General features: G+C 73.9%; 20 protein-coding genes. 11 read left to right on the forward strand and 9 right to left on the reverse strand.

Annotated features, from left to right (window positions below):
- The first annotated feature begins 458 nt into the window (after positions 1-458).
- The gene (locus ACFYP3_RS28165) at positions 459-908 is read left to right on the forward strand and encodes a PTS glucose transporter subunit IIA (protein ID WP_030706660.1); all 450 of its coding nucleotides are present in this window, start codon (positions 459-461) and stop codon (positions 906-908) included.
- A gap of 78 nt (positions 909-986) precedes the next feature.
- Positions 987-2657, forward strand: coding sequence for a phosphoenolpyruvate--protein phosphotransferase (gene ptsP / locus ACFYP3_RS28170; protein ID WP_388838191.1), 1671 nt, complete (start codon positions 987-989; stop codon positions 2655-2657).
- 57 nt (positions 2658-2714) lie between these two features.
- Here ptsP and ACFYP3_RS28175 read toward each other — a convergent pair whose 3' ends face one another.
- Together ACFYP3_RS28175 and ACFYP3_RS28180 are read right to left on the reverse strand one after the other, a co-directional pair.
- Positions 2715-3620, reverse strand: a complete 906-nt coding sequence (locus tag ACFYP3_RS28175) for a hypothetical protein (RefSeq protein WP_388838194.1) — start codon at positions 3618-3620, stop codon at positions 2715-2717.
- Positions 3621-3689: 69 nt separating this feature from the next.
- Entirely contained in the window at positions 3690-5666 is a 1977-nt protein-coding gene (locus ACFYP3_RS28180; RefSeq protein ID WP_388838197.1) for an acetoacetate--CoA ligase, read from the reverse strand.
- Between the two features lie 244 nt (positions 5667-5910).
- Between ACFYP3_RS28180 and ACFYP3_RS28185 the strand changes: the two genes are divergently transcribed.
- The 4 genes from ACFYP3_RS28185 (at position 5911) to ACFYP3_RS28200 (ending at position 9780) form a co-directional block, all read left to right on the forward strand.
- Positions 5911-8388 carry a glycoside hydrolase family 31 protein gene (locus tag ACFYP3_RS28185; protein ID WP_388838200.1) on the forward strand — a complete coding sequence of 826 codons (2478 nt, stop codon included), beginning with the start codon at positions 5911-5913 and terminating at the stop codon, positions 8386-8388.
- 116 nt (positions 8389-8504) lie between these two features.
- Positions 8505-8978 (forward strand): SRPBCC domain-containing protein, encoded by a 474-nt coding sequence (locus ACFYP3_RS28190; protein WP_388838203.1) that lies wholly within the window; start codon positions 8505-8507, stop codon positions 8976-8978.
- On the forward strand, positions 8975-9319 hold the full coding sequence (locus ACFYP3_RS28195; protein ID WP_388838206.1) for an ArsR/SmtB family transcription factor: 345 nt from the start codon (positions 8975-8977) through the stop codon (positions 9317-9319). The genes ACFYP3_RS28190 and ACFYP3_RS28195 overlap by 4 nt, the downstream gene beginning before the upstream one ends.
- Positions 9316-9780 carry an SRPBCC domain-containing protein gene (locus ACFYP3_RS28200; protein WP_388838209.1) on the forward strand — a complete coding sequence of 155 codons (465 nt, stop codon included), beginning with the start codon at positions 9316-9318 and terminating at the stop codon, positions 9778-9780. Before ACFYP3_RS28195 ends, ACFYP3_RS28200 begins: the two co-directional genes overlap by 4 nt.
- Before the next feature lie 114 nt (positions 9781-9894).
- On the opposite strand, the gene ACFYP3_RS28205 is transcribed toward ACFYP3_RS28200, so the two are convergent.
- On the reverse strand, positions 9895-10404 hold the full coding sequence (locus ACFYP3_RS28205) for an NUDIX domain-containing protein (RefSeq protein ID WP_388838212.1): 510 nt from the start codon (positions 10402-10404) through the stop codon (positions 9895-9897).
- A 29-nt stretch (positions 10405-10433) separates the two neighbouring features.
- Here ACFYP3_RS28205 and ACFYP3_RS28210 point away from each other — a divergent pair, with 29 nt between their 5' ends.
- Genes ACFYP3_RS28210 through ACFYP3_RS28225 form a run of 4 tightly spaced genes read left to right on the forward strand, consistent with a single transcriptional unit; the run spans position 10434 to position 13198 of the window.
- The gene (locus ACFYP3_RS28210; RefSeq protein ID WP_388838215.1) at positions 10434-11138 is read left to right on the forward strand and encodes a M15 family metallopeptidase; all 705 of its coding nucleotides are present in this window, start codon (positions 10434-10436) and stop codon (positions 11136-11138) included.
- 13 nt (positions 11139-11151) lie between these two features.
- The gene (locus ACFYP3_RS28215) at positions 11152-11520 is read left to right on the forward strand and encodes an Mpo1-like protein (RefSeq protein WP_388838218.1); all 369 of its coding nucleotides are present in this window, start codon (positions 11152-11154) and stop codon (positions 11518-11520) included.
- Positions 11521-11552: 32 nt separating this feature from the next.
- A complete protein-coding gene (locus tag ACFYP3_RS28220) occupies positions 11553-12008 on the forward strand; it encodes a Zn-ribbon domain-containing OB-fold protein (protein WP_388838221.1) in 456 nt (151 codons plus the stop codon).
- Positions 12005-13198: a lipid-transfer protein gene (locus ACFYP3_RS28225; RefSeq protein WP_388838224.1), complete on the forward strand. Its 1194-nt coding sequence runs from the start codon at positions 12005-12007 to the stop codon at positions 13196-13198. The genes ACFYP3_RS28220 and ACFYP3_RS28225 overlap by 4 nt, the downstream gene beginning before the upstream one ends.
- Positions 13199-13418: 220 nt before the next feature.
- Here ACFYP3_RS28225 and ACFYP3_RS28230 read toward each other — a convergent pair whose 3' ends face one another.
- Genes ACFYP3_RS28230 through ACFYP3_RS28245 form a run of 4 tightly spaced genes read right to left on the reverse strand, consistent with a single transcriptional unit; the run spans position 13419 to position 17760 of the window.
- Positions 13419-14045 (reverse strand): ATP/GTP-binding protein, encoded by a 627-nt coding sequence (locus ACFYP3_RS28230; RefSeq protein WP_030706636.1) that lies wholly within the window; start codon positions 14043-14045, stop codon positions 13419-13421.
- A complete protein-coding gene (locus ACFYP3_RS28235; RefSeq protein WP_388838228.1) occupies positions 14026-14490 on the reverse strand; it encodes a DUF742 domain-containing protein in 465 nt (154 codons plus the stop codon). Before ACFYP3_RS28235 ends, ACFYP3_RS28230 begins: the two co-directional genes overlap by 20 nt.
- A gap of 10 nt (positions 14491-14500) precedes the next feature.
- The gene (locus tag ACFYP3_RS28240) at positions 14501-14938 is read right to left on the reverse strand and encodes a roadblock/LC7 domain-containing protein (protein WP_030016314.1); all 438 of its coding nucleotides are present in this window, start codon (positions 14936-14938) and stop codon (positions 14501-14503) included.
- Positions 14935-17760 carry a nitrate- and nitrite sensing domain-containing protein gene (locus tag ACFYP3_RS28245; RefSeq protein WP_388838231.1) on the reverse strand — a complete coding sequence of 942 codons (2826 nt, stop codon included), beginning with the start codon at positions 17758-17760 and terminating at the stop codon, positions 14935-14937. The genes ACFYP3_RS28240 and ACFYP3_RS28245 overlap by 4 nt, the downstream gene beginning before the upstream one ends.
- Before the next feature lie 387 nt (positions 17761-18147).
- Between ACFYP3_RS28245 and ACFYP3_RS28250 the strand changes: the two genes are divergently transcribed.
- Positions 18148-18597 carry a hypothetical protein gene (locus tag ACFYP3_RS28250; RefSeq protein WP_388838234.1) on the forward strand — a complete coding sequence of 150 codons (450 nt, stop codon included), beginning with the start codon at positions 18148-18150 and terminating at the stop codon, positions 18595-18597.
- An 86-nt stretch (positions 18598-18683) separates the two neighbouring features.
- Here ACFYP3_RS28250 and ACFYP3_RS28255 read toward each other — a convergent pair whose 3' ends face one another.
- Complete coding sequence (locus tag ACFYP3_RS28255) at positions 18684-23456, reverse strand: hypothetical protein (RefSeq protein ID WP_388838237.1); 4773 nt, start codon at positions 23454-23456, stop codon at positions 18684-18686.
- A 54-nt stretch (positions 23457-23510) separates the two neighbouring features.
- Positions 23511-24410 carry a hypothetical protein gene (locus ACFYP3_RS28260; protein ID WP_388838240.1) on the reverse strand — a complete coding sequence of 300 codons (900 nt, stop codon included), beginning with the start codon at positions 24408-24410 and terminating at the stop codon, positions 23511-23513.
- Between the last annotated feature and the right edge of the window lie 204 nt (positions 24411-24614).

Consider the following 24614-nt stretch of genomic DNA (forward strand, 5'->3'; position numbering starts at 1 on the left):
CGACTCTATCAGACTCTTTCGTGTCCGACTTCCTCGGTGCTTTCCGGTTCCGGCGCTTTCGCGCTTTCCCTTTCCGGCGATTCCGACTCTATCAGCGATTTCCCGACCCCTTGACCACTCGCCGTATTACCGAATAGGCATACGAAAAGGCAGCAGGGAGTTCAAGATCGTTGATGAAGAGTGAGGAGTCCCGTCCATCTGCCGTTCGCGAGAAGTTCACACGAGGCGTCCTGGCGGGAGTCACGACAGTACATCCCCCATGGTGCCCAAGCAAATCGATTCAGGCGTATGGTCTAGTCCACCGGTCTAGTCCACTAGTCTCCGTGCCGAAGGGACAGCCCGGATCGGGACCAACATCGGGCGAACCCGAACATCAAGTGACATATCCTTCAGAAGAGTACGCCGTTCGCAACAGGCAGTGACGGCGACACGATGAGCCCCACCCCTGGGAGGCCCCCATGACCAGCGTGACGTCCCCACTTGCCGGGATCGCCATCGGACTCGCGGCAGTGCCGGATCCGGTGTTCTCCGGCGCCATGGTGGGACCGGGCACCGCCATCGATCCCGTGCGCGAGCCCTCCGAGGCGGTGGCCCCCGTCGACGGCGTGGTCGTCTCCCTGCACCCGCACGCGTACGTCGTGGTCGACGGTGAGGGCCACGGTGTACTCACGCACCTCGGCATCGACACGGTCCAGCTCAACGGCGAGGGCTTCGAGCTGCTCGTCAACAAGGGCGACACCGTGACCCGCGGCCAGGCCGTCATCCGCTGGAACCCCGCTGCCGTCGAGGCCGCCGGCAAGTCGCCCATTTGCCCCGTCGTGGCACTGGAGGCGACGGCCGAATCCCTCTCCGACGTCGTCGACTCGGGCGACGTGAAGGCTGACGACGCTCTCTTCAGCTGGCAGTGACCTTTCGCCCGGAACGGGCGAGTGAGTCGGACATCCACCGCGGCGGCTCGGTCCGCCGCTCAATCGGAGACGGGTGAAATGGAGACAACGCTGCGAGGCGTCGGCGTGAGCCACGGGGTGGCGATCGGCGAGGTGCGGCACATGGGCACGGCTGTTCTCGAACCGCCGGCCAAGCAGATCACCGCGGACGAGGCGGAGCGCGAGCAGGGGCGCGCCCGTCAGGCGGTGAGTGCCGTGGCGGCCGATCTGATCGCGCGTGGCCAGCTGGCCGGTGGCGAGGCCCAGCACGTGCTCGAGGCCCAGGCGATGATCGCCGAGGACCCCGAGCTGATGGCGGACGTCGACCGGCGGATCGCCGTCGGCAGCACCGCCGAGCGGGGCGTGTACGACGCCTTCGCCTCCTACCGCGACCTGCTCGCGGGGGCCGGCGAGTACATGGCGGGCCGGGTGGCCGACCTGGACGACGTACGGAACCGCATCGTGGCGCGGCTGCTGGGTGTGCCGATGCCGGGTGTGCCCGACAGCGACGAGCCGTACGTGCTGATCGCGCGGGACCTGGCTCCGGCCGACACGGCGCTGCTGGACCCGACGCTCGTCCTCGGTTTCGTGACCGAGGAGGGCGGGCCGACCAGTCACAGCGCGATCCTCGCGCGGGCGCTGGGCGTGCCGGCGATCGTGGCGCTGCCGGGTGCCGGGGAGATCGCCGAGGGCACGGTCATCGCCGTCGACGGCAGCACCGGTGACCTGTTCGTCGAGCCCACCTCCGAGAAGAAGGCCGAGCTGGCGGCTGCGGCGGCCGAGCGCAAGGCGGCGCTTGCCGCGTCGTCGGGCCCGGGTGCGACGTCCGATGGTCACAAGGTGCCGCTGCTGGCCAATGTCGGCGGTCCCGCCGACGTGCCGGCGGCCGTCGAGGCGGGCGCGGAGGGTGTGGGTCTGTTCCGCACCGAGTTCCTCTTCCTGGACGACAGCAAGAAGGCGCCGTCCGAGGAGAAGCAGATCGAGTCCTACCGCAAGGTGCTCGAGGCGTTCCCCGAGGGCCGTGTCGTCGTACGGGTGCTGGACGCCGGTGCCGACAAGCCGCTGGACTTCCTGACCCCGGCCGACGAGCCGAACCCGGCGCTGGGCGTCCGTGGGCTGCGCTCGCTGCTCGACCACCCGGACGTGCTGCGTACGCAGCTCACCGCGCTGGCCAAGGCGGCCGAGGGGCTGCCCGTCTACCTCGAGGTCATGGCCCCGATGGTCGCGGACCGCACCGACGCCAAGGCCTTCGCGGACGCCTGTCGGGAGGCGGGCCTCAAGGCGAAGTTCGGCGCGATGGTGGAGATCCCCTCCGCCGCGCTCCGGGCGCGCTCGATCCTGCAGGAGGTCGAGTTCCTGTCGCTGGGCACGAACGACCTCGCGCAGTACGCCTTCGCCGCCGACCGTCAGGTCGGAGCGGTGTCGCGGCTGCAGGACCCGTGGCAGCCGGCGCTGCTCGACCTCATCTCCATGTCGGCCGAGGCCGCCAGGGCCGAGGGCAAGAGCTGCGGTGTCTGCGGTGAGGCCGCCGCGGATCCGCTGCTGGCCTGTGTGCTGACGGGTCTGGGTGTCACCTCCCTTTCGATGGGTGCGGCGTCGATTCCCTATGTGCGGGCGACGCTCGCCAAGTACACGCTCGCCCAGTGCGAGCGTGCCGCGGCGGCCGCCCGGGCGGCCGACAGCGCCGAGGAGGCGCGCCTGGCCGCGCAGGCGGTGCTGTCCGGCGAGTAGCCGGAGGGTGGGTGTGGATCGAGGGGCCTTCGCCGGTGGCGAGGGCCCCTCGGTCGTTCAGTGGTGCGGGCCCGGGGCGTCCACCTCGTAGCCGGGGCAGTATTCGACTCCTGGTTCGGGGGCGACGGGCTCCCCCGTGTCGGCGTCGGTGCAGTAGGCGTTGAAGACGGCCGCGGCCGAGAGTGCGGTGAGGCGGCCGCGGTCCAGGCGCCAGCCGTGGACCCGGTCGCGGTGGCCTTCGGTGGTGCTCCGCACGACGAGTCCCCCGGGTCCGCCCTGGGCGAGCCCGGCGGCGAGGACGGTCACGAAGTCGAGGCTTTCGCGGCCCTCGATGCGCGGTGGGGTGTCCGGATCCCCGGTGGTGTCGGCGTGGAGGACGGCCACGAGTTGTTCGGCCTCGGTCGGGATGCTGCAGACGAAGTGGTGGTGGCCGGGTCCGGCGCCGGCCACGAGGCGTTTGAGGGCGTCGGTGGCGCGGTCGAAGGAGGCGTGGCCGATGTCCTCGCCGCAGTCCGCGCAGCGGCCGATTCCGGCGAGGAGGGTGGTGGCGTACTCCCAGGTGGCCTGGCGGACCGCCTCGTCGACGAGGAGCGGGACGATCTCGTCGACCGGCTGACCGGTGTAGGGCAGGGCGGCGCTGCCGCCGGCCAGTTCCGCCGTGAAGCGGGTACGGGTCTCGGCCGTGTCGGGGTCGAGGCCGTGCTCCCGACAGTATTCGGCGTAGGCGTCGGGGTCGAAGAGGGCGACGGTGGTGTGGATGCCCCGGGCCGCGAGGGACCGGAGCAGACCGTCGACGTGGCGGAGGTACTCGGCGTAGTCGGCGGGGTGGTCGAACGTGAAGCTGCGGTAGCCGCACATGGCCGCGAAGTCCCCGGCGTCGGCCAGCAGGCCGAGGGTGCTGGGAACCTCGCGGCGCAGCGTGCGGCGCCTGTCCGTGTCGTGGTCGTTCTTGCGCGGTGGCATGGCTCCCCCTGAATGATGCGGACTTCTGCTCACTCAGAGTAATCATCACCACTGACAGTGACGGTCGCCTCAGCCGCGGGTGCGGGCGAGCTCCTCGTAGAAGTGGAGGAGGTCGAGGTTGTCGACGGAGCCCGGGTTGACCGCCTTGGCCAGCGGCGCGCCCTGGAGCAGGCGCTTGACCGGCACCTCGATGCGCTTGCCCGTGAGGGTGTGCGGGATGCCCGGGACCTCGATGATCTCGTCGGGGACGTGGCGCGGGGAGAGTTCCTCGCGGATCGTCGCCTTGATCCGGGCGCGCAAGTCGTCGTCGAGGGTGGCGCCGGGGGCGAGGTGGACGAAGAGCGGCATCCAGTAGCCGCCGTTCGGCTCCTCCAGGCCGATGACCAGGGACTCCTTGATCTCGGGGAGCCGCTCGACGGCCTCGTAGATGTCGGCGGAGCCCATCCGGACGCCCTGGCGGTTGAGGGTGGAGTCGGAGCGGCCGTGGATGATCACCGAGCCGTGGTCGGTGATCGTGATCCAGTCGCCGTGGCGCCAGACCCCCGGGAACATCTCGAAGTAGCTGTCGCGGTAGCGGCTGCCGTCGGGGTCGTTCCAGAAGTGGATCGGCATGGACGGCATGGGATTGGTGACGACGAGCTCGCCGACCTCGCCGACGACGGGCTTGCCGGACGGGTCCCAGGACTGCAGGTCGGTGCCGAGGCAGGCGGCCTGGAGCTCGCCGATGTGGACGGGGAGGGTGGGCACCGCGCCGGCGAAGCAGCTGCAGACGTCGGTGCCGCCGCTGACGGAGGCGATCCAGAGGTCCTCCGCGACCTCGTCGTGGAGCCAGCGGAAGCCGTCGGGCGGGAGCGGGGACCCGGTGGTGGCCACGCACTTCACGGCGGAGAGGTCGAAGTCGCGCGCCGGGTGGACCTCGGCCTTGCGGCAGGCCATGACGTAGGCGGCGGAGGTGCCGTAGAGGGTGGCCCCCGTCCGCTCGGCGATGCGCCACTGGGCGCCCGTGTCGGGGTAGCCGGGGCTGCCGTCGTAGAGGACGACCGTCGTACCGGTGAGCAGGCCGGAGACGAGGAAGTTCCACATCATCCAGCCGGTGGAGGTGTACCAGAAGAACCGGTCCTCGGGCCCGAGGTCGCAGTGCAGGCCGAGCTGCTTGAGGTGTTCGAGGAGGATGCCGCCCTGGGACTGGACGATGGCCTTGGGCAGGCCCGTCGTACCGGAGGAGTAGAGGACCCAGAGGGGGTGGTCGAAGGGGACCGCCTCGAAGACGGGCTCCGTGTCCGCGGCGGTGAGGGCGGACCAGTCGAGGGCGCCGTCGGGGGCCGGCGTGCCGAGGAGCGGGATGTGGACGACGGCGCGCAGGGAGGGGAGCTCGGCGCGCAGTTCGGCGACGGTGTCGCGGCGGTCGTGCTCCTTGCCGCCGTAGCGGTAGCCGTCGACGGTGAACAGGACGACCGGCTCGACCTGCTGGAAGCGGTCGAGGACGCTGCGGGCGCCGAAGTCGGGGGCGCAGGAGGTCCAGACGCCGCCGACGGCGGCGGTGGCGAGGAGGGCGACGGTGGCCTCGGGGATGTTGGGGAGGTAGCCGCTGACGCGGTCGCCGGGGCGTACGCCGAGGGCGCGCAGTTCGGCGGCGAGCGAGCCGACCTGGCGGCGGAGCGCGGACCAGGTGACCGGGGTGACCTCGTGGGTCTCGTCCACGTACAGCAGGGCCGGGTCGTCGGCGCGGGCCGGGTCCTCGGCGGCGCGCAGGGCGTGCTCGGCGTAGTTGAGGGTGGCGCCGGAGAACCAGCGGGCGCCGGGCATGGAGCGGTCGGCGAGGACGGACTCGTAGGGGGTGGTGAAGCGGACGTCGAACCACTCGGCGACGGCCTGCCAGAAGATGTCGAGCTCGTCGACGGACCAGCGGTGCAGGGCCGGGTAGCCGCCGTCGGCGGGGGCTCCGAAGCGGGTCGCGGCCCAGGCCTGGAAAGCGGTGATGCGGGTCGCGGCGATCCGGTCGGGGCCCGGCGCCCAGAGGGGTTCCGGCTGCGTGGCTGAGGTCATGGGTCGGCTCCCGGTCAAGTCTGCGGCTCGCGCTTCGTGTGCGTACGGTGCCATCGTCCGGTGGGTGTCCGCGCGACGGCTCACAGGGACGATGCCATGTGATCGACATCCGCACCAGAGTCGTCATCGCCGCTCACGGGGTCGGCGGTGTGTGGGCCGCCGCTGGTCGCGGGCGGTCGTCCCGCGGGTGAACGACAGTTGAACGCCGCCCCTTCGGCCGGGGGCCGGTGGCAGGGTGATCTCCATGGACGGTCGTGATCTGGTGCGTGCGGTGAAGGACATCGGTTCGGAGCGCGGTCGGCGCGCCTGGCGCGCGGCGTGGCGCCATCGGCGCGCGGATGCGGTGGGGCTCCCGCGCCGGGGCGCGGAGCGGGCGCGCGTGCCGGGGCTGCTGACCGGTACGGAGCCCCGCCCGGGCGGGGGTGTGCTGCGGTTCGCGCGCTCGGAGCTGCTGGTACGGGTCACGGTGGGCGGCGCGGTGTTCTGGGGCTGGGACGGGGCCGGACCGACCCCGTCGTACGCGGTGGTGGGCGACGGGCCGGAACCGGATCCGCGGGCGGTGCTGGAGCCGGACACCGGGGGCGGCTGGCGGGTGGTGTCGGAGCGGGTGACGGTGGCGGTGTCCCGGCACGGGGCGGTGGAGGTGCGCACCCCGGGCGGGACGGTGCTGCGGCGGGAGGCGCCGCCGCGGTGGTGGGAGCCGGTCCCCCTCGCCGGGGAGGCCGCCGTGGGGGCCGGCTCGGGCCCGGCCGGGACGGATCCTTCGGGGGATCCGGCCGGGGCCGGGGGGCCCGGGGCGTCCTCCGGTGGAGGCCGGGCCGGGGGCGGTGCGGTCGGTGCGGGCCGGGGGCGGTGGGTGCAGCGCAGCGAGGTGGCGGCCGACGCACGGTTCTTCGGGCTGGGCGGGCGGGCCGCCGGGCCGCGGCTGCGGGACGGGGCGTACCGGCTGTGGAACACGGACCCGAAGGGCGGCTTCGGGCCGGGCACCGATCCGCTGTACCTCACGATGCCGGTGCAGATGGTGGTCGCGGACGCGGGCACGCACCTGGTGTTCCACGACAACTCCTGGGACGGGCGGGTGGTGCTGCGGGAGGGCGAGGAGGGCGCGGGTTCGGGCGCGGACCGCCCCGGGGCGAGCGAACTGCGCATGGAGGGCGGGCCGCTGCGGTGCTGGGTGCTGGTGGGGACGCCGGCGCGGGTGCTGCAGGGCTGGTCGGGGCTGACGGGCGCGGCCGCGGTGCCGCCGGAGTGGGCGCTGGGGTACCAGCACGCGCGGTGGGGCTTCGGGAGCGCGGCGGAGGTGCGGCGGGTGGTCGAGGGGTACGCGTCGCGCGGGCTCGCGCTGTCGGCCGTACACCTGGACATCGACCACTACGACGGTCACCGGGTGTTCACGGTGGACGAGGAGGCCTTCCCCGATCTGCCGGGTCTGGCGCGGGAGTTGCGGGATCAGGAGGTGCGGCTGGTCTCGATCGTGGATCCGGCGGTGAAGGCGGGGGACCCGGTGCACGCGTCGGGGCTCGCGGTGGGGGCGCAGGGGGCGTTCGTGCGGGACGCGGGGGGCGTGGAGGTGCGCGGCGAGGTGTGGCCGGGCGAGTGCGCGTACCCGGACTTCACGGATCCGGCGGTACGGGAGTGGTGGGGCGGCCTGTACGAGGAACGGCTCGCGCAGGGCTTCGCCGGTTTCTGGCACGACATGAACGAGCCGGTGTCGTTCGCGCCCTTCGGCGACGCGACGCTGCCGCGGTCGGCGCGGCACGCGATGGACGGGGCCGGCGGGGACCACCGCGAGGGGCACAACGTGTACGCGCTGGGGATGGCGCGGGCCGGGTGGGAGGGGCTGGTGCGGCTGCGGCCGGCCGAGCGGCCCTTCCTGTTCTCCCGGTCGGGCTGGGCCGGCATGCAGCGGTACGGGGGCAGCTGGTCGGGCGATGTGGAGACCAGCTGGGAGGGGCTGCGGGCCTCGCTGGCCCTGGTGTTGGGGCTCGGCCTGTGCGGGGTGCCGTACTCGGGCCCGGACGTGGGCGGCTTCGGCGGTTCGCCGTCGCCGGAGTTGTACGTGCGGTGGCTGCAACTGGGTTCGTACCTACCGCTGTTCCGCACCCACTCGGCGCTCTGGGCGGGGCGGCGGGAGCCGTGGGAGTTCGGGCCCGAGGTGGAGCGGCAGGCGGCGGAGGTGATGGCGGAGCGGGAGCGGCTGCGGCCGTACTTCGTGACGCTGGCGCACCTGGCCCGGCGGACGGGCGCCCCGTACGTACGGCCGCTGTGGTGGGGGGCGACGGAGGACCGGCGGCTGCGGGACTGCGAGGACGCGTTCCTGCTGGGCGACGCGCTGCTGGTCGCCCCGGTGCTGGAGTGCGGGGCGGACCGGCGGGCGGTACGGCTGCCACGGGGCCGCTGGTACGACACGGCCACCGGAGCGGCGTACGAGGGCCCGGGACAGATCCTGCTGGACGCCCCGCAGGGGCGGATCCCGGTGCTGGCCCGGGCGGGGTCGCTGCTGCCGGTCCGCTCCGCCGGGGGTGACGGTAACGGGGTGGCCTTGGAGGCCTGGGCGCCGGCGCGGGGGCGCACGGGTGGCGGGGTGGTGATCCGGGATCCGGGGCCGGGGTTCGAGGCGGGCGCGGTCGAGCGGTACACCGTGCGGTGGGCGGGGGACGCGGTGGTGGTGGAGGACGAGGCGGGGAACCGGGTGGAGGGGGTCACCCTGCGGGGCCTGTAGGCGTACCGGTCCGGGCGGTGAGGCCGCCCCGGTCGATACGCAACCATCGGTTGCATTTCCGTCGGAGGCGGACTAGCTTGATATGCAACCGATGGTTGCGAAAGAGGGAGACGGCCATGGAGTACGGGAGCATCGAGCGCGAGCTGCACGTCGACGCCTCGCCCGAGGTGGTGTTCGAGGTGCTCAGCAGCCCCGAGCACATCCGGGAGTGGTGGAGCGCCGAGACCACCGCGTTCGAGCCGGCCGCCGGTGCGACCGCCCGTCTCACGTGGACGGATCAGGACACCGGACGGCGCCAGTCCGCACCGTTCACGGTCGTCGAGGCCGACCCGCCACGGATGTTCTCGTTCCGGTGGACCTACGACGAGACGGAGACGGAGGCGGCGGGTCCGGGCAACTCGCTGCTGGTGACCTTCGAGCTCGTCCCCGCGGGGACGGGTACCACGGTCCGCTTCCGCGAGAGCGGCTTCCGCGAACGGGGCTGGGAGGCAGCCGTGCTCGAAGCCCACTACGACGACCACCGGCAGGGCTGGGACTTCTACCTGCCGCGCCTGGTCGCGACCGCCGACCGGCTGGCGGCCCGGCGATGAACACCGCCGTTGACGACGACCTGTGGTCCGCGATAGGCGACCCGACCCGACGCCGCATGATCGATCTCCTGCTGGCCGACGGCCAGGGGACCGCGACGACGCTCAGTGCGCACCTGCCGGTGACCCGGCAGGCCGTGACCAAACACCTGGCCGTGCTCGACCGGGTGGGACTCGTACGGTCCGCGCCGGCGGGACGGGAGAAGCGCTACCGGGTGGACGCGGCCCAGCTGGCCCGGGCCGTGGCGCAGCTGAACTCGGTCGGCGAGATGTGGGACGCCCGCCTGCGGCGCGTCAAGAGCCTCGCCGAAGCGATCCAACGGGCCAAGGACGCGGAGAAGTGACACGGAGAAGTGAGGAGAGCGAGATGGTGGACATCCTGCACCGGGTAGGCATCACCGCGACCCCGGAGAAGGTGTACGAAGCGCTCACCACGGTCGAGGGGCTGGCCGCGTGGTGGACGACCGACACGAGCGGTACCGGCGACGGGGTCCTGGAGTTCCGGTTCGGCGACCTCGGCGGCTTCGACATGAAGGTGCTCGACCTGCAGCCGAACGCACGGGTGCTGTGGGAGGTCGTCGACGGTCCGGCCGAGTGGGTCGGAACGACGGTCCGCTTCGAGCTGGCCCAGGACGGTGAGTGGACGATCGTCAGGTTCGCGCACGCGGGCTGGCGCGAACCGGTCGAGTTCATGAACCACTGCAGCACCAAGTGGGCGATCTTCCTCATGAGCCTGAAGTCCCTGCTGGAGACGGGCTCCGGCGCGCCGCATCCGCGCGACGTGCAGATCGGCAACTGGCACTGACGCCACCGCTGCGGGCCGCGACGAGCCCGGGGCCTGAAAGCCGGACCGGCTCCCGGGCCCCGGGCTCAGGGCATCGGGCGTCGCGCGTCGGGCGTCGCGCGTCGCGCGTCGGGCTCAGGCGTACTTGCCCGCGAACCAGGCGGCGGCCGCCTGGGTGTGGAGGGGGAAGGCCAGCGGGGACGGCGTGCGCAGGACGTGCCAGCCCGTGGTCTCGTCCGTCGGCTTCGAGGCGGGGAGGTCGGCCGCGGGGCGGGGCGGGAGGAGGCCGAAGAGGAGGAGGTGGCCCGCCGGGGAGCTCAGGGCGTCGGCCAGGGTGACCTCGGAGGCGGGGGCCGTGATGCCGGTTTCCTCGCGGAGTTCGCGGACGACGGCGTCGCGCCAGTCCTCTCCGAAGTCGATGAAGCCGCCGGGCAGGGCGATGCCGCCGAGGGCCGGTTCGATCGTGCGGGTGATGACCACGAGGCCGGTGCCGTCAACGTCCTCGACGGGCAGGAGGGTGACGGCCACCGGGAGCGGGTTGCGGTAGGCGCTCGCCCCGCAGGCGTCGCAGGTGCGGGGCCACGCGTGGGTGGAGTAGGGCGCTCCGCAGGTGGAGCAGTGCGAGTCCTTCAGCTGTGCCGGCATCCGGCGATGGTATGCCAAGGGGTATGCGGATGACGGCTGTTGTGGGTGTGCTCGCGGTGCTGGCCGGCGGGGCGGCGGCGCCCTCCGAAGCCGGGCCCGGTTCCGGGCCCGGGTTCGTGGCGCTGCGCGAGGTGGATCCGAGTGTCCGGCAGGACATGCGGTACGCCGGTGCGCGGAATTTCACCGGCGGGGTGGTGGACGGGTACGAGGAGCCGGTGTGCCTGCTGGCCCGGCCCGCCGCCGAGGCGCTGCGGCGCGCGCAGCGGGGGCTGCTGCGGCGCGGCTACGCGCTGCGGGTGTACGACTGCTACCGGCCGCAGCGGGCGGTGGACCGGTTCGTGCGGTGGGCGCGGGAGGCGGACGGCCCGGAGGACCGGGCGCGGAAGGCGGAGTTCTACCCGCACGTGGAGCGGAGCCGGCTGATTCCGGAGGGGTACATCGCGGAGAGGTCCGGGCACAGCCGCGGGAGCACCCTGGACGTGACGCTGGAGGAACTCTCCGGCCGGGAGGTCGGCATGGGGACGCCCTTCGACTTCTTCGATCCGCTCTCGCACACCGACGACCCGCGGATCACGGGCGCCGCCCGGGCCAACCGGCGGTTGCTGAAGGGGGCGCTGGCCGAGGAAGGGTTCGTGAACCTTCCGGAGGAGTGGTGGCACTTCACGTACAAGCCGGAGGCGTATCCGGACACGTATTTCGATTTCCCCGTCTCTGTCGCCGCCGTGCGGCCCTGAGTAGCGTGCCCGCATGACTTTCAGCTCGTACGAGGAATTCTGGCCCTACTACGTCGCGATGCACTCCCGGGCCGCGACCCGTTGGATCCACCTCACCGGCACGCTCACCGGTCTGGCCGTGACCGCCTACGGGTTGGCGCGCGGCCGCAGGCGCTACCTCGCCGCGCTCCCCCTGATCGGGTACGGCACGGCCTGGCCGGCGCACTTCCTGGTCGAGGGGAACAACCCGGCGACCTTCGGCCATCCCGGGTGGTCGCTGCGCGGGGACGCGCAGATGATCCGGATGATGCTGGCGGGGCGGGACGCGGAGCTGGGCGAGATCGCCCGGAAGTGGCTCGCCGAGAACCCGTGCCAGGGGTGCCAGCCCGTGACAGACTTCTGACGATCCGTCAGAAGTCTGTCTTGGGAGGGGTCTTGGCACGCACACGTACACCCGTCGTGCACGGGTGGTTCACCGAGGACGGTCCGGACGGCGGCTTCCGGCTGCTCGGCACCCGGTGCTCGGCCTGCACCGCGGTGTTCTTCCCGCGCGAGGACGCGTACTGCCGCAATCCGCACTGCCCGGGCGGCGGCGAGCTCGCCGAGGTGCCGCTGTCGCCGCGGGGCCGGGTCTGGTCCGCCACCGACGGTCGCTACCGGCCGCCGGCGCCCTACGTGTCCGACCCGGACACCCCCTGGGAGCCGTACACGCTGGTCGCGGTGGAGCTGGAGGCCGAGGGGATGGTCGTGCTGGGGCAGGCGGTGCCCGGGGTGGGCGTCGCCGATCTGGCGGTCGGGACGGAGGTCGAGGTGGTGGGCGGCGTGCTGAACGAGGACGCCGAGACCGTCTGGACCACCTGGCGGTTCAAGCCGGTGGGAGGGACCGCATGAGCGCCGCCGACATCGCCGTCCTCGGAGCCGGCATGCACCCCTGGGGCAAATGGGGCCGCAGCTTCGTCGCATACGGCCGGACCGCCGCGCGGGCGGCGCTCGCGGACGCCGGACTGGACTGGACGGACGTGGGCTCCATCGTCGGCGCCGACACCGTGCGCTCCGGGTATCCGGGCTACGTGGCCGGTGCGACCTTCGCGCAGGCCCTGGGCTGGCAGGGCGCCCGGGTGACCAGCGTGTACGCGGCCTGCGCCTCCGGCGCGCAGGCGATCGGCGCGGCCCGCGCGCAGATCCTGGCGGGCCTGGCCGACGTGGTCCTCGTGGTGGGTGCGGACGCGGCGCCCAAGGGGTTCTTCGCGCCGGCGGGCGGCGAGCGGCCGGACGATCCGGACTGGCTGCGGTTCCGCGTGCTGGGCGCCACCAACCCGGCGTACTTCGCGCTGTACGCCCGGCGCCGGATGGCCGTCCACGGGGACACCCCGGAGGACTTCGCCCTGGTGAAGGTGAAGAACGCGGCGGCCGGGGCGCTCAATCCGTACGCCCGCTACCGCAAGAGCGTGAGCGCGGAGGAGGTCGCGGCCTCGGCGGTGGTCGCCGATCCGCTCCGGCTGCTCGACATCTGCGCCACCTCCGACGGGGGTGCGGCGCTGGTGTTGAGCAGCATGGAGTTCGCGCGCTCGCGCGGGGTGGCCGATCCGGTGCGGATCCGGGCGGTGTCCACGGTGACGCCCAGCTATCCGCGGACGGTGCTGGACCTGCCGGACATCGCCACCGACTCGGTGGTGGCCGTGGATCCGGCGGCCGGCTCTTTCCGGTCCTCGATCGCGCGTGCCGCGTACGAGGAGGCGGGGCTCGGGCCGGACGAGCTGTCGCTCGCCGAGGTGTACGACCTGTCCACCGCCCTGGAACTGGAGTGGTACGAGGACATCGGGCTGTGCGCGCAGGGTGAGGGGGCGAAGCTCGTCCGGGAGGGGGCGACCGCGCTGGGCGGCCGGATCCCGGTCAACACCAGCGGCGGGCTGGCCTCCTTCGGGGAGGCGGTGCCGGCGCAGGCCATCGCGCAGGTGTGCGAGCTGACGTGGCAGTTGCGCGGGACGGCCGGGGACCGGCAGGTGCCGGGGGCGCGGGCCGGGATCACCGCCAATCAGGGGCTGTTCGGGCACGGGTCGGCCGTCGTCGCCGTGCGCTGAACAGCTCGTGCTGTCCGAACGCTTGACGGCCCCCGGCGGCAGGTTCACACTCGCTCCACAGTCCCGCGCCGCGACCGGGACCCCGAACCCCCCGTGAGGGCCGCGGCCCGTACCCCAGTCGGCGGGGGTACGGGTCGCCTCCATGTCGAGCCTGTCGTACGGGCACCGCTCCCGGGCCCTCGGACGGGCACCGCGCGGGCCCGGGTACGGGCACCGCCCGTCAGGCCCCCGCGGAAAGGCTCCGGCGCCGCTCGCGCGCCAGGGACATCGCGTGTTCCACGACCCCCACCAGCACGTCCTTCACGGACTCCCGGTCGCGTGCGTCGCACAGCAGCACCGGTACCCCGGGGTCGAGGTCGAGTGCCGTCCGTACGGTCACCACGGGGTGCCGGTCGGCGCCGTCGAAGCAGTTGACCGCGACCACGAACGGGATCCCGCGCCGCTCGAAGTAGTCGACGGCCGCGAAGCAGTCGGCGAGGCGGCGGGTGTCGGCGAGGACCACGGCGCCGAGCGCGCCCTGGGCCAGCTCGTCCCACAGGAACCAGAAGCGGTCCTGCCCGGGCGTGCCGAACAGGTACAGCACCAGGTCCTCGCGGAGCGTGATGCGCCCGAAGTCCATGGCCACGGTGGTGGTGCTCTTGCCCTCCACTCCCCCGGTGTCGTCGACACCGACGCCCGGCTCGGAGAGCCGTTCCTCGGTGCGCAGCGGTCTGATCTCGCTCACCGCACTGACCAGGGTGGTCTTGCCCACCCCGAAGCCGCCCGCGACCAGGATCTTCAAGGTCAGCGGTTCGACCGGCGACACCGCGTGCATGGCACCGGTGCGGCTAAAGCGCCCGAAGGCCATCGATCACCTCACGCAGAATGGATTCATCGGGCAGTTCGGCCGGTGGTACCGGCCTGGTCACGTGGACCAGTTCCTCGTCGACCAGGTCGCCGATCAGGACGCGTACGACCCCGACCGCGAGGTCGAGGTCGGCCGCGAGTTCGGCGACCGACTGAGGTCGGTCCCGGCACAGCCCGAGGATGTGGGCGTGTTCCGGGGAGAGGGTCATGTCCCAGACCGGATCGTCGGCCGCCGCTTCGGCGACGACGAGCGCGATCAGGTCGAGGCGGTGCTGACCCGCGTGGCTGGTCCGGCCGCGGGTCATGGCGTACGGGCGTACGACGGGACCCGCTTCGTCGTCGAACCAGTGCGCGTGGTCGGGGCCGTCGGCCGACGGGTCGACGGGGAAGCCGAAGCCGGCGGCGATGTCGGTGTCGGTGGAGTGGTCCTGGCCTGAATCGCTCATGCCGTACGACTCACCCTCCGGCTGGCAGCCCGGTGCGCGGGGCGGTCGCCAGGTGGTCGCCCACTCGCTTGACCATCAGCGTCATCTCGTACGCGACCTGCCCGACGTCGGAGTCGGCGTCGGCCAGCACGGCCAGGCAGCTGCCGTCGCCCGCGGCCATGACGAAGAGGAAGGCCTCGTCGAGTTCGACCACGGTCTGGCGGACCCGGCCGGAGTCGAAGTGCCGGCCCACGCCCTTGGCCAGGCTGTGGAACCCGGAGGCCACGGCCGCCAGGTGCTCGCTGTCCTCACGGGTCAGGTCCTTGGAGCTGCCGGTGGGCAGGCCGTCGCCGGAGAGGACCACCGCCTTGCGGATGGAGCCGACCCGGTCGACGAGCTCGTCGAGGAGCCAGTTGAGCGGGCCGGAGCCGCGGCCCCTGGTGTCGTTGCCGGTCTGCGGTGCGGTCATCGACCGTCCCCTTCGTTCTCGTATCCGGGACCGCCGGCGGCGGAGGTGCCTGCCTCGGTCTCGGACTGCTGCGGTGCGTGCTGGTTGCGGCCCGCCGTCCAGCCACGCTGGAGTGCGGACATGCGCGTACGTACGTCCTCCGCGTCCCGGTCGGCCCCCTGGTCAGTGGCGGCTTCGGCGGGTGCGGCGGACGGGGACTTCTTGAGCTGGGGTGCCAGGCTGGCCTGGCGGACCCGGCGGGGAAGCCCGCCGGTGCCCGGGCCGGGTGCGGGGTCCGTGTCACCGGATCCGGCCGCGGATGCGGGAGTGGGCTGCGGGACCACCGACACCGGACGCTCCACCCGGCGGCCGTGCTCGGCCACCAGGGTCGGCGCGGGGCGGCGGCGCGGCAGCGGTACGGCGCCCGCGGGGCGGGGGCCGTCGGATCGCGAGGCCTCCACGCGCTGGGTCTCCAGCCGGACGGGGCCGGTGGGAGCGAGCGATTCGCGGTCGCGGTCGCCCGGGCGGGGGCCGCCGCGTTCGGTGTGCCGGTCCGTGTGCGGCCGGTCGGCCGGGCGCAGGCCCAGCAGGGCGCTGCGGGGCGTGCCGTTCGGCGGGGTCTCGTCGTCGAGGGTGGCCATGACGGGGCGGCCGGCGGCGCCGGGGCGGCCGGCGATCCCGGCCGCGGTGTCGTCCAGCGCGGCGGGGTCGTCGAGGCCGTCCAGCGGGTCCAGACCGTTCAGGCCGCGGCCCACGAGCGGGGCCTCCAGCTCGACCGGGCCGCGCAGTTCGGCGACGGGCAGCGGGCGGCCGGAAGCGGCGCGCTCCACCGCGACCGGCACGGGCCGCTCGGACGGGGTCCGGCCGACCGGCGCGGGCCCGCCGGCCCGTACGGACTTGGCGGCCGCGCGGGGGCCGTCGAGGCGCACGCCGTTGCCGTTGGTCTCGGGCGCGTCGGTGAGCAGTGCCACGGGGAGGAAGACCACCGCGGTGGTGCCCCCGTACGGGCTGGGCTGGAGGACGACCTTGACGCTGTGGCGCTGGGCGAGGCGGCTGACGACGAACAGGCCGAGGCGGTCGGTGTCGGAGAGTTCGAACTCGGGGGTCTCGGCGAGGCGGAGGTTGGCGTCGAGCAGCGCCTCCGGGGTCATGCCGAGCCCGCGGTCGTGGATCTCCAGGGTGAAACCGTTCGCCACGCGCTCGCCGTGCACCTGGACCGCGGTGTGCGGCGGCGAGAACACCGTGGCGTTCTCGAGGAGTTCGGCGATGAGGTGGGTGATGTCGGCGACGGCGGGGCCGACGATGCCCAGGCGGGTGAGCCGGCGCACCTCGATGCGCTCGTAGTCCTCGACCTCGGCGACGGCGGCCCGTACGACGTCCATCAGCTGGACGGGCTTGCGCCACTGGCGGGAGGGCGCGGCGCCGGAGAGGATCACCAGGCCCTCGGCGTGGCGGCGCATGCGGGTGGTCATGTGGTCGAGGCGGAAGAGGTCGGCGAGCTCCTCGGTGTCCTCGGTGCGGCGTTCCATGGTGTCGAGGAGCGTCAGCTGGCGGTGCAGCAGCACCTGGTTGCGGCGGGCCAGGTTGACGAACACCTCGGAGACGCCGCGGCGCAGGTCGGCCTGCTTGACGGCGGCCTCGACGGCGGCGCGCTGGAGGGTGTTGAGGGCCTGGCCGACCTGGCCGACCTCGTCCTTCTCGTATTCGAGGTGGGGCGCCTCGGTCTCCACGTCCACCGGCTCGCCGGCGGCGAGGCGGCGCATCACGCTGGGCAGCCGGACGCCGGAGGCCTCGTGGGCCTCCTTGCGCAGCCGGGACAGGTCGCGGACCAGGTCGCGGCCGATGCGTACGGAGAGGATCAGGGACACGATCAGGGCGAGGAAGCCGAGGATGCCGGCCGCGGCGGCCTGGATCATGACGCCCCTGGCGACGGGCTCGATGCGCTGCTGGTAGCGGTCACCGGCGGCGGTGTTCATGGCCGCCAGGTCGTCCAGGACCTTGGCCGAGGCCTCGTCCCACTGGGCTGAGGTGACGCTGCGCGGCTTGTTGACCGCGCCGCCGGCGATGAAGCGCTCCTCGGCGTCGCGCAGGGGCTTGGTCTCGGGGTCGTTCCAGTACCGCTCGAACCGCTCCCGGTCGTCGGCGGGGAGGGTCACGAGGTTGAACTCGTAGAGCAGCGAGCGGTTGGCGGCGAAGTCGGAGACGTGGCGCACGTCGGGTGCGGTGACGTTGCGCGCGGCGAGGGCGGACGCGACGACGGCGTCCTCGCGGGAGAGCAGTTCGCGGGCGCGGCTGATGCCGACGAGGGCGCGGCCTTCCTTGTCGACCTCCACGTTGTCGAGGCCGTGGAGGTTCATGAGGAAGTCGTAGCAGGGGTCGACGAGCCGGTTGTACAGCTCCAGGGCCTGGGTGGGGTCCAGGGCGTTCTGGTCGACGGAGCGGCGCATGGCGCCGATGCCCTGGAAGGCCGAGACGATCGAGTGCAGGCGCTGGGCGCTCTGCGAGCTCAGCTCGTCGATGACCTTGGGATCGCGGGCGCTGACGGTGATGGCCTCGACGGCCTGGTCGGTCTCGGCGCGACGCTTGGTGAGTTCGGCCGTGGCGGTGGCGGCCCGGGGGTCGCCGAGGACGACGAGGGTCTGGCGCCGTTCCTTCTGGATGACGCGGGCCACGTCCTCGATCGGGTAGCCGACCTTGTCGATGATGTAGGCCACGTCGAACAGTTGGATCGCCTCACGGCCGGTGATGACCGTGGCGAAGCCCCAGAGCGCGGTCAGGGAGACGAGCGGCACAAGGAGCAACGCCACGATCTTCCGGCGGATGGACTTCCCGCGAAAGCGCATGGCCTCCCCAGCCTCCCCCAGGTCAACCCCGTTACCGGGGGTCGGTGTTCCGTCATTTAAACGGCGTGAGCCTACTACTGCTCCGGAGCAGGTTCGAAGGCGTGTCCGGACGTTTTCGGCCTGACCCCTGTGCGAAGATCACCAGTTGTCCGACACTTCCGGTCAACACCGGCCCGATATGTGGCAGATGACACTTGGTGGGGCGTCAGTTCCTGCACCTTGATGGATGGCTGGAATTGTTCGTTCCGCGATCTTCGCGGGGCCGGGGAGGTTTCCGCGATCCGGGAATCTCCCGACGCCGTCGGACGTCTGTCAGTTCGAGGGCCGCGTCGGGGGTAGACGTGGTGGGTGGACATGGCGGACCGCGGCGTGGGGAGTGAGCGGACCATGAGGAACGACGAGGGCGGCGGCACGGGTTCGGGCGCGTACGCGGGCGTGGCGGCGCGCGGGCTGTGGGTGGAGGAGCCGGCCCGCCGGCTCCGGATGCCCGATCCGGTACGGACGTCCGCGGTACGGGCGGTGGTGATCGTGGCGGTGACCCTGATCCAGGCGACGATCACGTTCTTCCTGACCCTGACCGGGTCCTGGCTGGCCCTGCCGATGGCGCTCTGCGCGATCGCGGGGACGATCGTGGCCACGTGGGGCGTGCTGGACGTGTGGATCACCCGGCAGACGTGGAACCAGCGGTACGGGGTCCTCTCGGAGCCGAGCAGCACGGCGCGCCGGCATCGCCGCGAGGCCCGCAGGGCGGCCCGGGGGCCGCGCGGGGCGGCCCCGGGCCGCATACCCCGCGAGGACGGCCCCCTGACCGCCTCCGGGCCGTACACCACGCGCTGACGGCCGACCTGCCGCCGCCCGACCCTGCCGGGCGGCTGCCGTGCGCTTCCCGGCGGACGGACCGCGTCCGGAACGGGTGTCGTGCGTCAGGAAGGGGCGCCGCTGCGGCGGAACATGCGGGTGGCCGTGACCTCGCCGTGGATGGTCTCCTCCTCCGGGGACTGCTGCGGCAGGCCCGGGCGCAGGTGTTCCTCGACGCTGATGTACTTCAGACCCGCCCGCAGGTCCGCGTCGTTGCGCAGCCGGATCACCAGCGGGAACTCGGCGAGGGCCGTGGTGTCGAACAGGCCCGTCGTGTAGAGCAGTTGGACGCCGAGCGCGTCGGAGACGGCCCGCTGGAGCTCCAGCAGGTACGTGGCGTTCGCGCGGCCGATCGGGTTGTCGAGGAACAGCGTGCCCGCGTGGCGGTGCTTGTCGCGGCCCCGGTCGTTGCTGCGCAGCGCCGCCATCGTGCAGTAGAGCGCGATGGCCGCGGTGAGCAGCTGGCCGCCGGAGAAGACGTCGCCCATCTGGCCGACGGGGACGCGCTCGGCGCGCAGCACGGCGTCCGGCTTGAGGATCTCCACGGAGATGCCCTTGGGTTCGAGCGCCGCCTGGACGCCCCGCAGCAGCAGGGACATGCCGTCGCGGCGGCCGTCGCCGAAGGAGGCCGTGCTGTTCTTCTTCACGGCCGCGCGGGTGGCCTCGTCGATGACCTCGCCGAGCCGTTCCGTGAGCGTGGCCTGGTCCGGCTCCTCGAAGCGGATCCGCAGGAACTCCTGGCCCGACCATTCGCCCAGGCCCTCGGGGAGCTGGGAGAGGCGCTGCGCGGAGCGGAGCGTGGCCAGGGCGGACTCGACGAGGCCGCGCAGGCGGTCGACGATGCTGTCGCGGTTGCGCTCCAGCTGCGCCAGCTCGTCGGTGAGGACCCGCAGGCGGGGGGCGAAGGCCGTCGCCCAGGCCGCCGCGTGCTCGGGCAGGGCGGCGGCGGGCAGTTCCCGGATCTGCTGGCGCGCGGGGGTGCGTACCTGCTCGTAGCGGGTGGAATTGGCGTGCCGGACCAGGATGTCGCTCGCCTCGCGCACCGCGGACTCGGCGGCCGAGAGATCGGCCGCGCAGGCGCGCAGCGAGCGGCGGGCCTCGGTGGCCGACTGGCGGGCCTCCTCCAGCGTGCCCGGGTGGGGCACCGGCTCCTGCTCGTCCTCGGCGTGCGTGTGGTCGCGCAGGAGGTCGCGCAGCAGGGCGGCGGTCTCGTCGAAGCCGCCGGCGCCGTCCTCGGCGGTGCGGTGGTCGCGCAGCAGGTCCGCGTGGGCGGCGCGGGCGCTCTCCACGGCCGCGGTGTGGGCGGCGAGCTGGGCGGTGGCCGTACGGAGCAGGGCCTGGGCCTGTTCGACGTTCTCGGGGACCAGTTCCTCGGGCAGTTCGGTGTGCGCCTCGCCCTCGGCGGGGGCGTGCCGCTCGGCCTCGCCGCGCAGCCGGCCGAGCTGTTCGCTGGCCGTGGACGCGCGGGTCTCCAGCATCTGCACCAGGGACTCGGCGCGGGCGGCGGCGGCCTGCCGGGAGGGGCCGTCGGCGCCGTCGGTGCCTTCGAGGAGCTGGGCGGCGCGGGTGCGCACCTTGTTGGTGAGGCGGTCGAGTTCGGCGAGGGCGGCGCTCTCGTCGCTCTCGGCGCGGGCCTGTTCGGCGCGCAGGTCGGCGCCGACCCCCACCTTCTCGTAGAGCTGGGAGGCGGCGCGGTAGGCCTCGCGCAGGTCCGGGAGGGGCGCGCGCGGGCCGTCCCCGTCCGCCTCCGGCAGCTGGTCGGGGGCGCCGGCGATCTCGGCCCGCTCGGCGCGCAGGGCGCGGGCGGTGCGACGGGCGTCGTCGGCGGCGCGCTGGGCGGCGCGGCGGTCCTCGTCGGCGGCGCGGGCGCGGTCCAGGCAGACCTCGGCGCGGGCCTCGGACTCGGCGCTCTCGTCGGCGAGTTCGCGGAGCCTGGCCTGCCAGCCGGCCCGCTCGCGCAGGCGGTACGCGAGGCCCGCGAGGGCGTCGGCGACGCGGCGGGCGCGCTGGGCGGTGTCCTGGCGCTCCTCGCGGACGCGGGCGGCGTCGGCGGCGGCCTCGTCGGCCTCGGCGCGCACCGTACGGGCCTCCGCGAGCTCGGCGTCGGTCTCCTCGGCGAACGCGCGGGCGGCCGCGGCCTGTTCCGCGAGTTCGGTGAGGCGGCCGGGCGGGCAGCCGGTGCGCCAGGAGGCGAGGCGGGCGGCGAGTTCGCGGTCGCCGGAGAGGCGGGCGGCGAGCTCGCGGATCTCGGTGTCGCGGGCTGCGGCCCGGGTGCGCAGCGCCTGGCGCTCCTCGTCGGCGGCGTGCTCGTCGTGCATGGCCGGGTTGGGCGGGACGAGGAACACCGCGGTGTCGGAGTCGGCCGCGGGCGGTACGGGCGCCAGCAGGGCGGCGGCGGTGCCGACGGCGACGGTGGAGCGGGGCAGCAGGGCGGCGCCGGAGAGGACTTCGCGGGCCCGGCTGTGGGTGTCGGGGTCGGTGATGACGACGCCGTCGACGAGTTCGGGGCGGGCGGCGAGGACGGCGGCGTGGTCGGCGGGGTCCACGGACTGGGCGAGGTAGCGCCAGCCGGGCAGGGCCGGGATGCCGTGCTCGCCGAGGTACTCGACGGTGGCGAGGACGTCGGGGCCGGGCGGCAGCAGGCCGCCGTCGCCGAGGGCGCCGAGGATGCGGGAGTCGTCGGCGGCGGCGGTGCGCAGCTCGAACAGCTGGCGTTCGGCCGCGGCGACCCCGTCGGTGAGCAGGGTGCGCAGGTCGTCGGCGTTCCGGTCGAGGTCGGCGACGGTGAGGCCGCCGGCTTCTGGGGCTCCGGCGGCTCCGGCTCCGGGGCGGCCGGCGGGCCCGGCCTGGGCCGGGCCGTGGCCGCCGGAGCCGTACGCCGCTCCGGCCGCCCCCGCCGTCCCGGCCTGGGCGGCCTGCGCGGCGGATCCGGCGTAGGGGCCGGAGGCGGCGCCGCTCTGCGTGCGCGGGTGGGGCAGGAAGGAGGCGGGAACCGAGGGCAGGCCGAGGAGTTCGGCCAGGCGGGGGGAGTCGGCGAGGGAGGCCGCCGCACGGTACTCGGCGTCGTGCGCGGCCTCGGCCGCCTCGGCGGCGTCCGCCGCGCGGGCGGCGGTGAGTTCGGCGCGGGATTCCGCGGCGGCGGCCTCGCGGGCGGCTTCGGCGGCGGCGCGGGCGGCGTCCCGGGCCTCGTCCCAGGCGGCCACGGCGTTCTTCTCGGCGTCGGTGGCGGCGAGGGCCGCGCGCGCCGGGTCGGCGTCGGGGGCGGAGTCGTCGAGCCAGCCGGCCCGGACCGCCTCGGCGGTCTCCTGCTGGACCTCGGCGAGGCGCGAGCGGAGGTGTTCGGCCTCGCTGCGGGCCCGCTGGGCGGCCGTGGCGGCGGCGGTGGCGTCGCGGTGGGCGCTCTCGCCGACGGAATGCAGCTCGGCGGACCGTGCCTCCTCCTCGTCGGCGGCCCGCTCGCCGTGTTCGGCGGCCGTGTGCAGGGCCCGTACGAGGTCGGCGGCGGCCGTGGCGCGCGCGGCGAGCGCGGGGGCGGCGTCCCGCTCGGCCTCCAGGATCGCGGCGGCGACGCGGGCGGAGCGGTCGGCGGCGGCGCGGTGGCGCAGGACGATCTCGGCGGCCTGCCACGCGGAGTGCAGGGTGCGGGCTTCGAGGAGTTCGCGGCGCTGGGCGGCGGCGGCCTTGTCGGCGACGGTCAGGGCGAGCGAGGCGTGCCGGTAGGCGAGTTCGGCGGAGACGGCCGCGCTGCGGGCGCGGGCCGAGTCGGCGGCGGTGACCTGGTGGGCGGCCGCGGTGACCCGCTGGGCGAGGTCGGCGGCGCGGCCGCGTTCCTCGGCGGCGCGGGCGGACAGCCGCCGGGCGAGGGTGCGCGTACGGCGTTCCGCGCCCGCGTGCACGTCGCGCAGCCGGGAGCGGGCCCCGGCGGCCTCGACGATCTTGGTGAGCAGGTCCACCGAGCCCGCGGTGAAGTCGCGTTCGGCCATGAGCTCGGCGCGGCGGCCGAGCTTGTTGCCGAAGCCGTGGACGAGGTCGGCGAGGCCGTCGGTGTCGCGGGTGTCGGTGACGGCGCGCAGCAGGAGGTCGGTGAAGTCGGAGTCCTTCTTCACCGCGAAGAGGCCGGCGGCCTCGCCCTCGTCGGCGTTCATCTCGCGCTGGTAGCGGAAGAGTTCGGGGTCGAGGCCGAGCTCGGTGAGGTGCTCGTTCCAGCGGTCGTGGATCTCCTCGAAGTACACCTCGAGGTGCGGGTACGCCTTGCCGGCCTCGGTGAGCGCGTCGCGGAAGCCCTTCATCGTGCGGCGGCGGCCCTGGGCGCCGGAGGCGCCTTCGACGGGCGGGCGCACGGCGGTGGCCTCGGCGACGGGCAGGTTGTCGAGGCCGAGGCCCGGGCCGGGGCGGAAGGAGTACCAGGCCTCGGCGAACTTGCGCGGGTCGTTGGAGACCTGGCGGCCGCGCCATTCGCTGACCTTGCCCACGACCACGCACTCGCCGGTCTGGGTGTGCTGCCACTCCAGGGCGACGTGGCCGCAGTCGTCGGCGAGCAGGAACTTGCGCAGGACGCCGGAGCTCGCGCCGCCGAGGGTGTTGCGGTGACCGGGGAGCATCACCGAGAAGATCAGCTTGAGGAGGACGGACTTGCCGCCCCCGTTCTCCAGGAAGAGCACGCCGGCGGGCGCGGGGCGGCGCGGCGGGCCGGTGGGCTCGTCCTCGAAGAACTCCGCCTGGGCCGGCGCCGGGTGGGGCACCGGCTCGCCGACTCCGCGCAGGTCGAGCACGGTGTCGGCGTAGCGCGCACCGGCGGGCCCGATGGAGTAGAGGCGGATCCGGGACAGCTCGTACATGGCGGCGGACTCTCGTGGTGTCTGGTGGCTCAGGGCGTACGGAGGACGGGTGGCTCAGGCGTGGAAGGGGAGCCCGGCATCGGCGGCCAGGTCCAGGTCGTCGCCCTCGGGCGGCGGCAGGAGGGTGGCGGAGCCGTCGGTGACGGGGACCACGCCGAGTTCGAGGAGTTCGGCCATGGCCGCGCTGCCCGCCATGTCGCGGACCTGGAGCTGGTAGCGGGGGGTGGTGCGGTAGGTGCCGCCGGACTCGTCGCCGGTGCGCTGGAGGAAGCCGGAGTCGGTGAGGAAGGCGGCGGCCTTGCCGACGATGCCGGTGGTGGAGCCGGCGAGGCGGCGGGCGTCCTTGGTGGCGCCGGTCGCGCTGCGGCGGGAGTAGACGCGCCAGGCGGCCTCCAGGCCGGGGGCGTCGGAGGCCGGGTCGGTGTTCTCGCCGGTCTCCTCGGCGCGCTCCTCCAGGCGGCGGCAGGTCTGCCGGACGAAGGAGTCGACGCCGTTGACGGTGATGCGGCCGATGTAGCCGTCGTCGGCGAGGTCCTCCGGGCGGGGGAAGGCGAGCGCGGCGACGGCGAGGTGGGCCAGGCCGTGCAGGAACCGGTCGGCGGAGTCGGCGGTGGTGCGGCGGGCGTAGTCGCCCATCCGGACGGCGAAGACGGAGTCCTCGCCGGCGGCCACGGCCATGCCGGCGCGCGGGGAGACCTCCAGGACGACGAGGCCGAGGCCGGTGGCGACGGCGTCGGCGAGGCGTCCGAAGGCGGGCTCCTCGCGGTAGCGGCGCAGCAGCTCGGCGTACTCGGCGTCGCGGGCGGGGAGCAGCTTGGGCTGCAGCCCGAAGGCGACGAGCCGGGCCGCGTCGGCGGCGTCGGCGGGGGTCACCGCCGGGCTCGCGGCCGTGACGGGGGTGGCGGGAGCCGCGGGCTCGCTCCACGCGGGGTGCTCGGCGTGGTGGTCGCTCACGGGTGGGTCTCCTCGGCGGCGCGGGTGGTTCGGGTGGTTCGGGTGGTTCGGGTGGTTCGGGTGGTTCGGGTGGTTCGGGTGGTTCGGGTGGTTCGGGTGGTTCGGGTGGTTCGGGTGGTTCGGGCGGTACTGAGCGTGCGGCCGGGCCGCGCAGGGGATTCGGCCACCTCCGGCCCCGTCGGCGTGTGAGCGGGGGGCACCTCC

Origin of the sequence: Streptomyces sp. NPDC005533, from assembly GCF_042871845.1 — a bacterium.
In the GTDB taxonomy this organism is placed as follows: domain Bacteria; phylum Actinomycetota; class Actinomycetes; order Streptomycetales; family Streptomycetaceae; genus Streptomyces.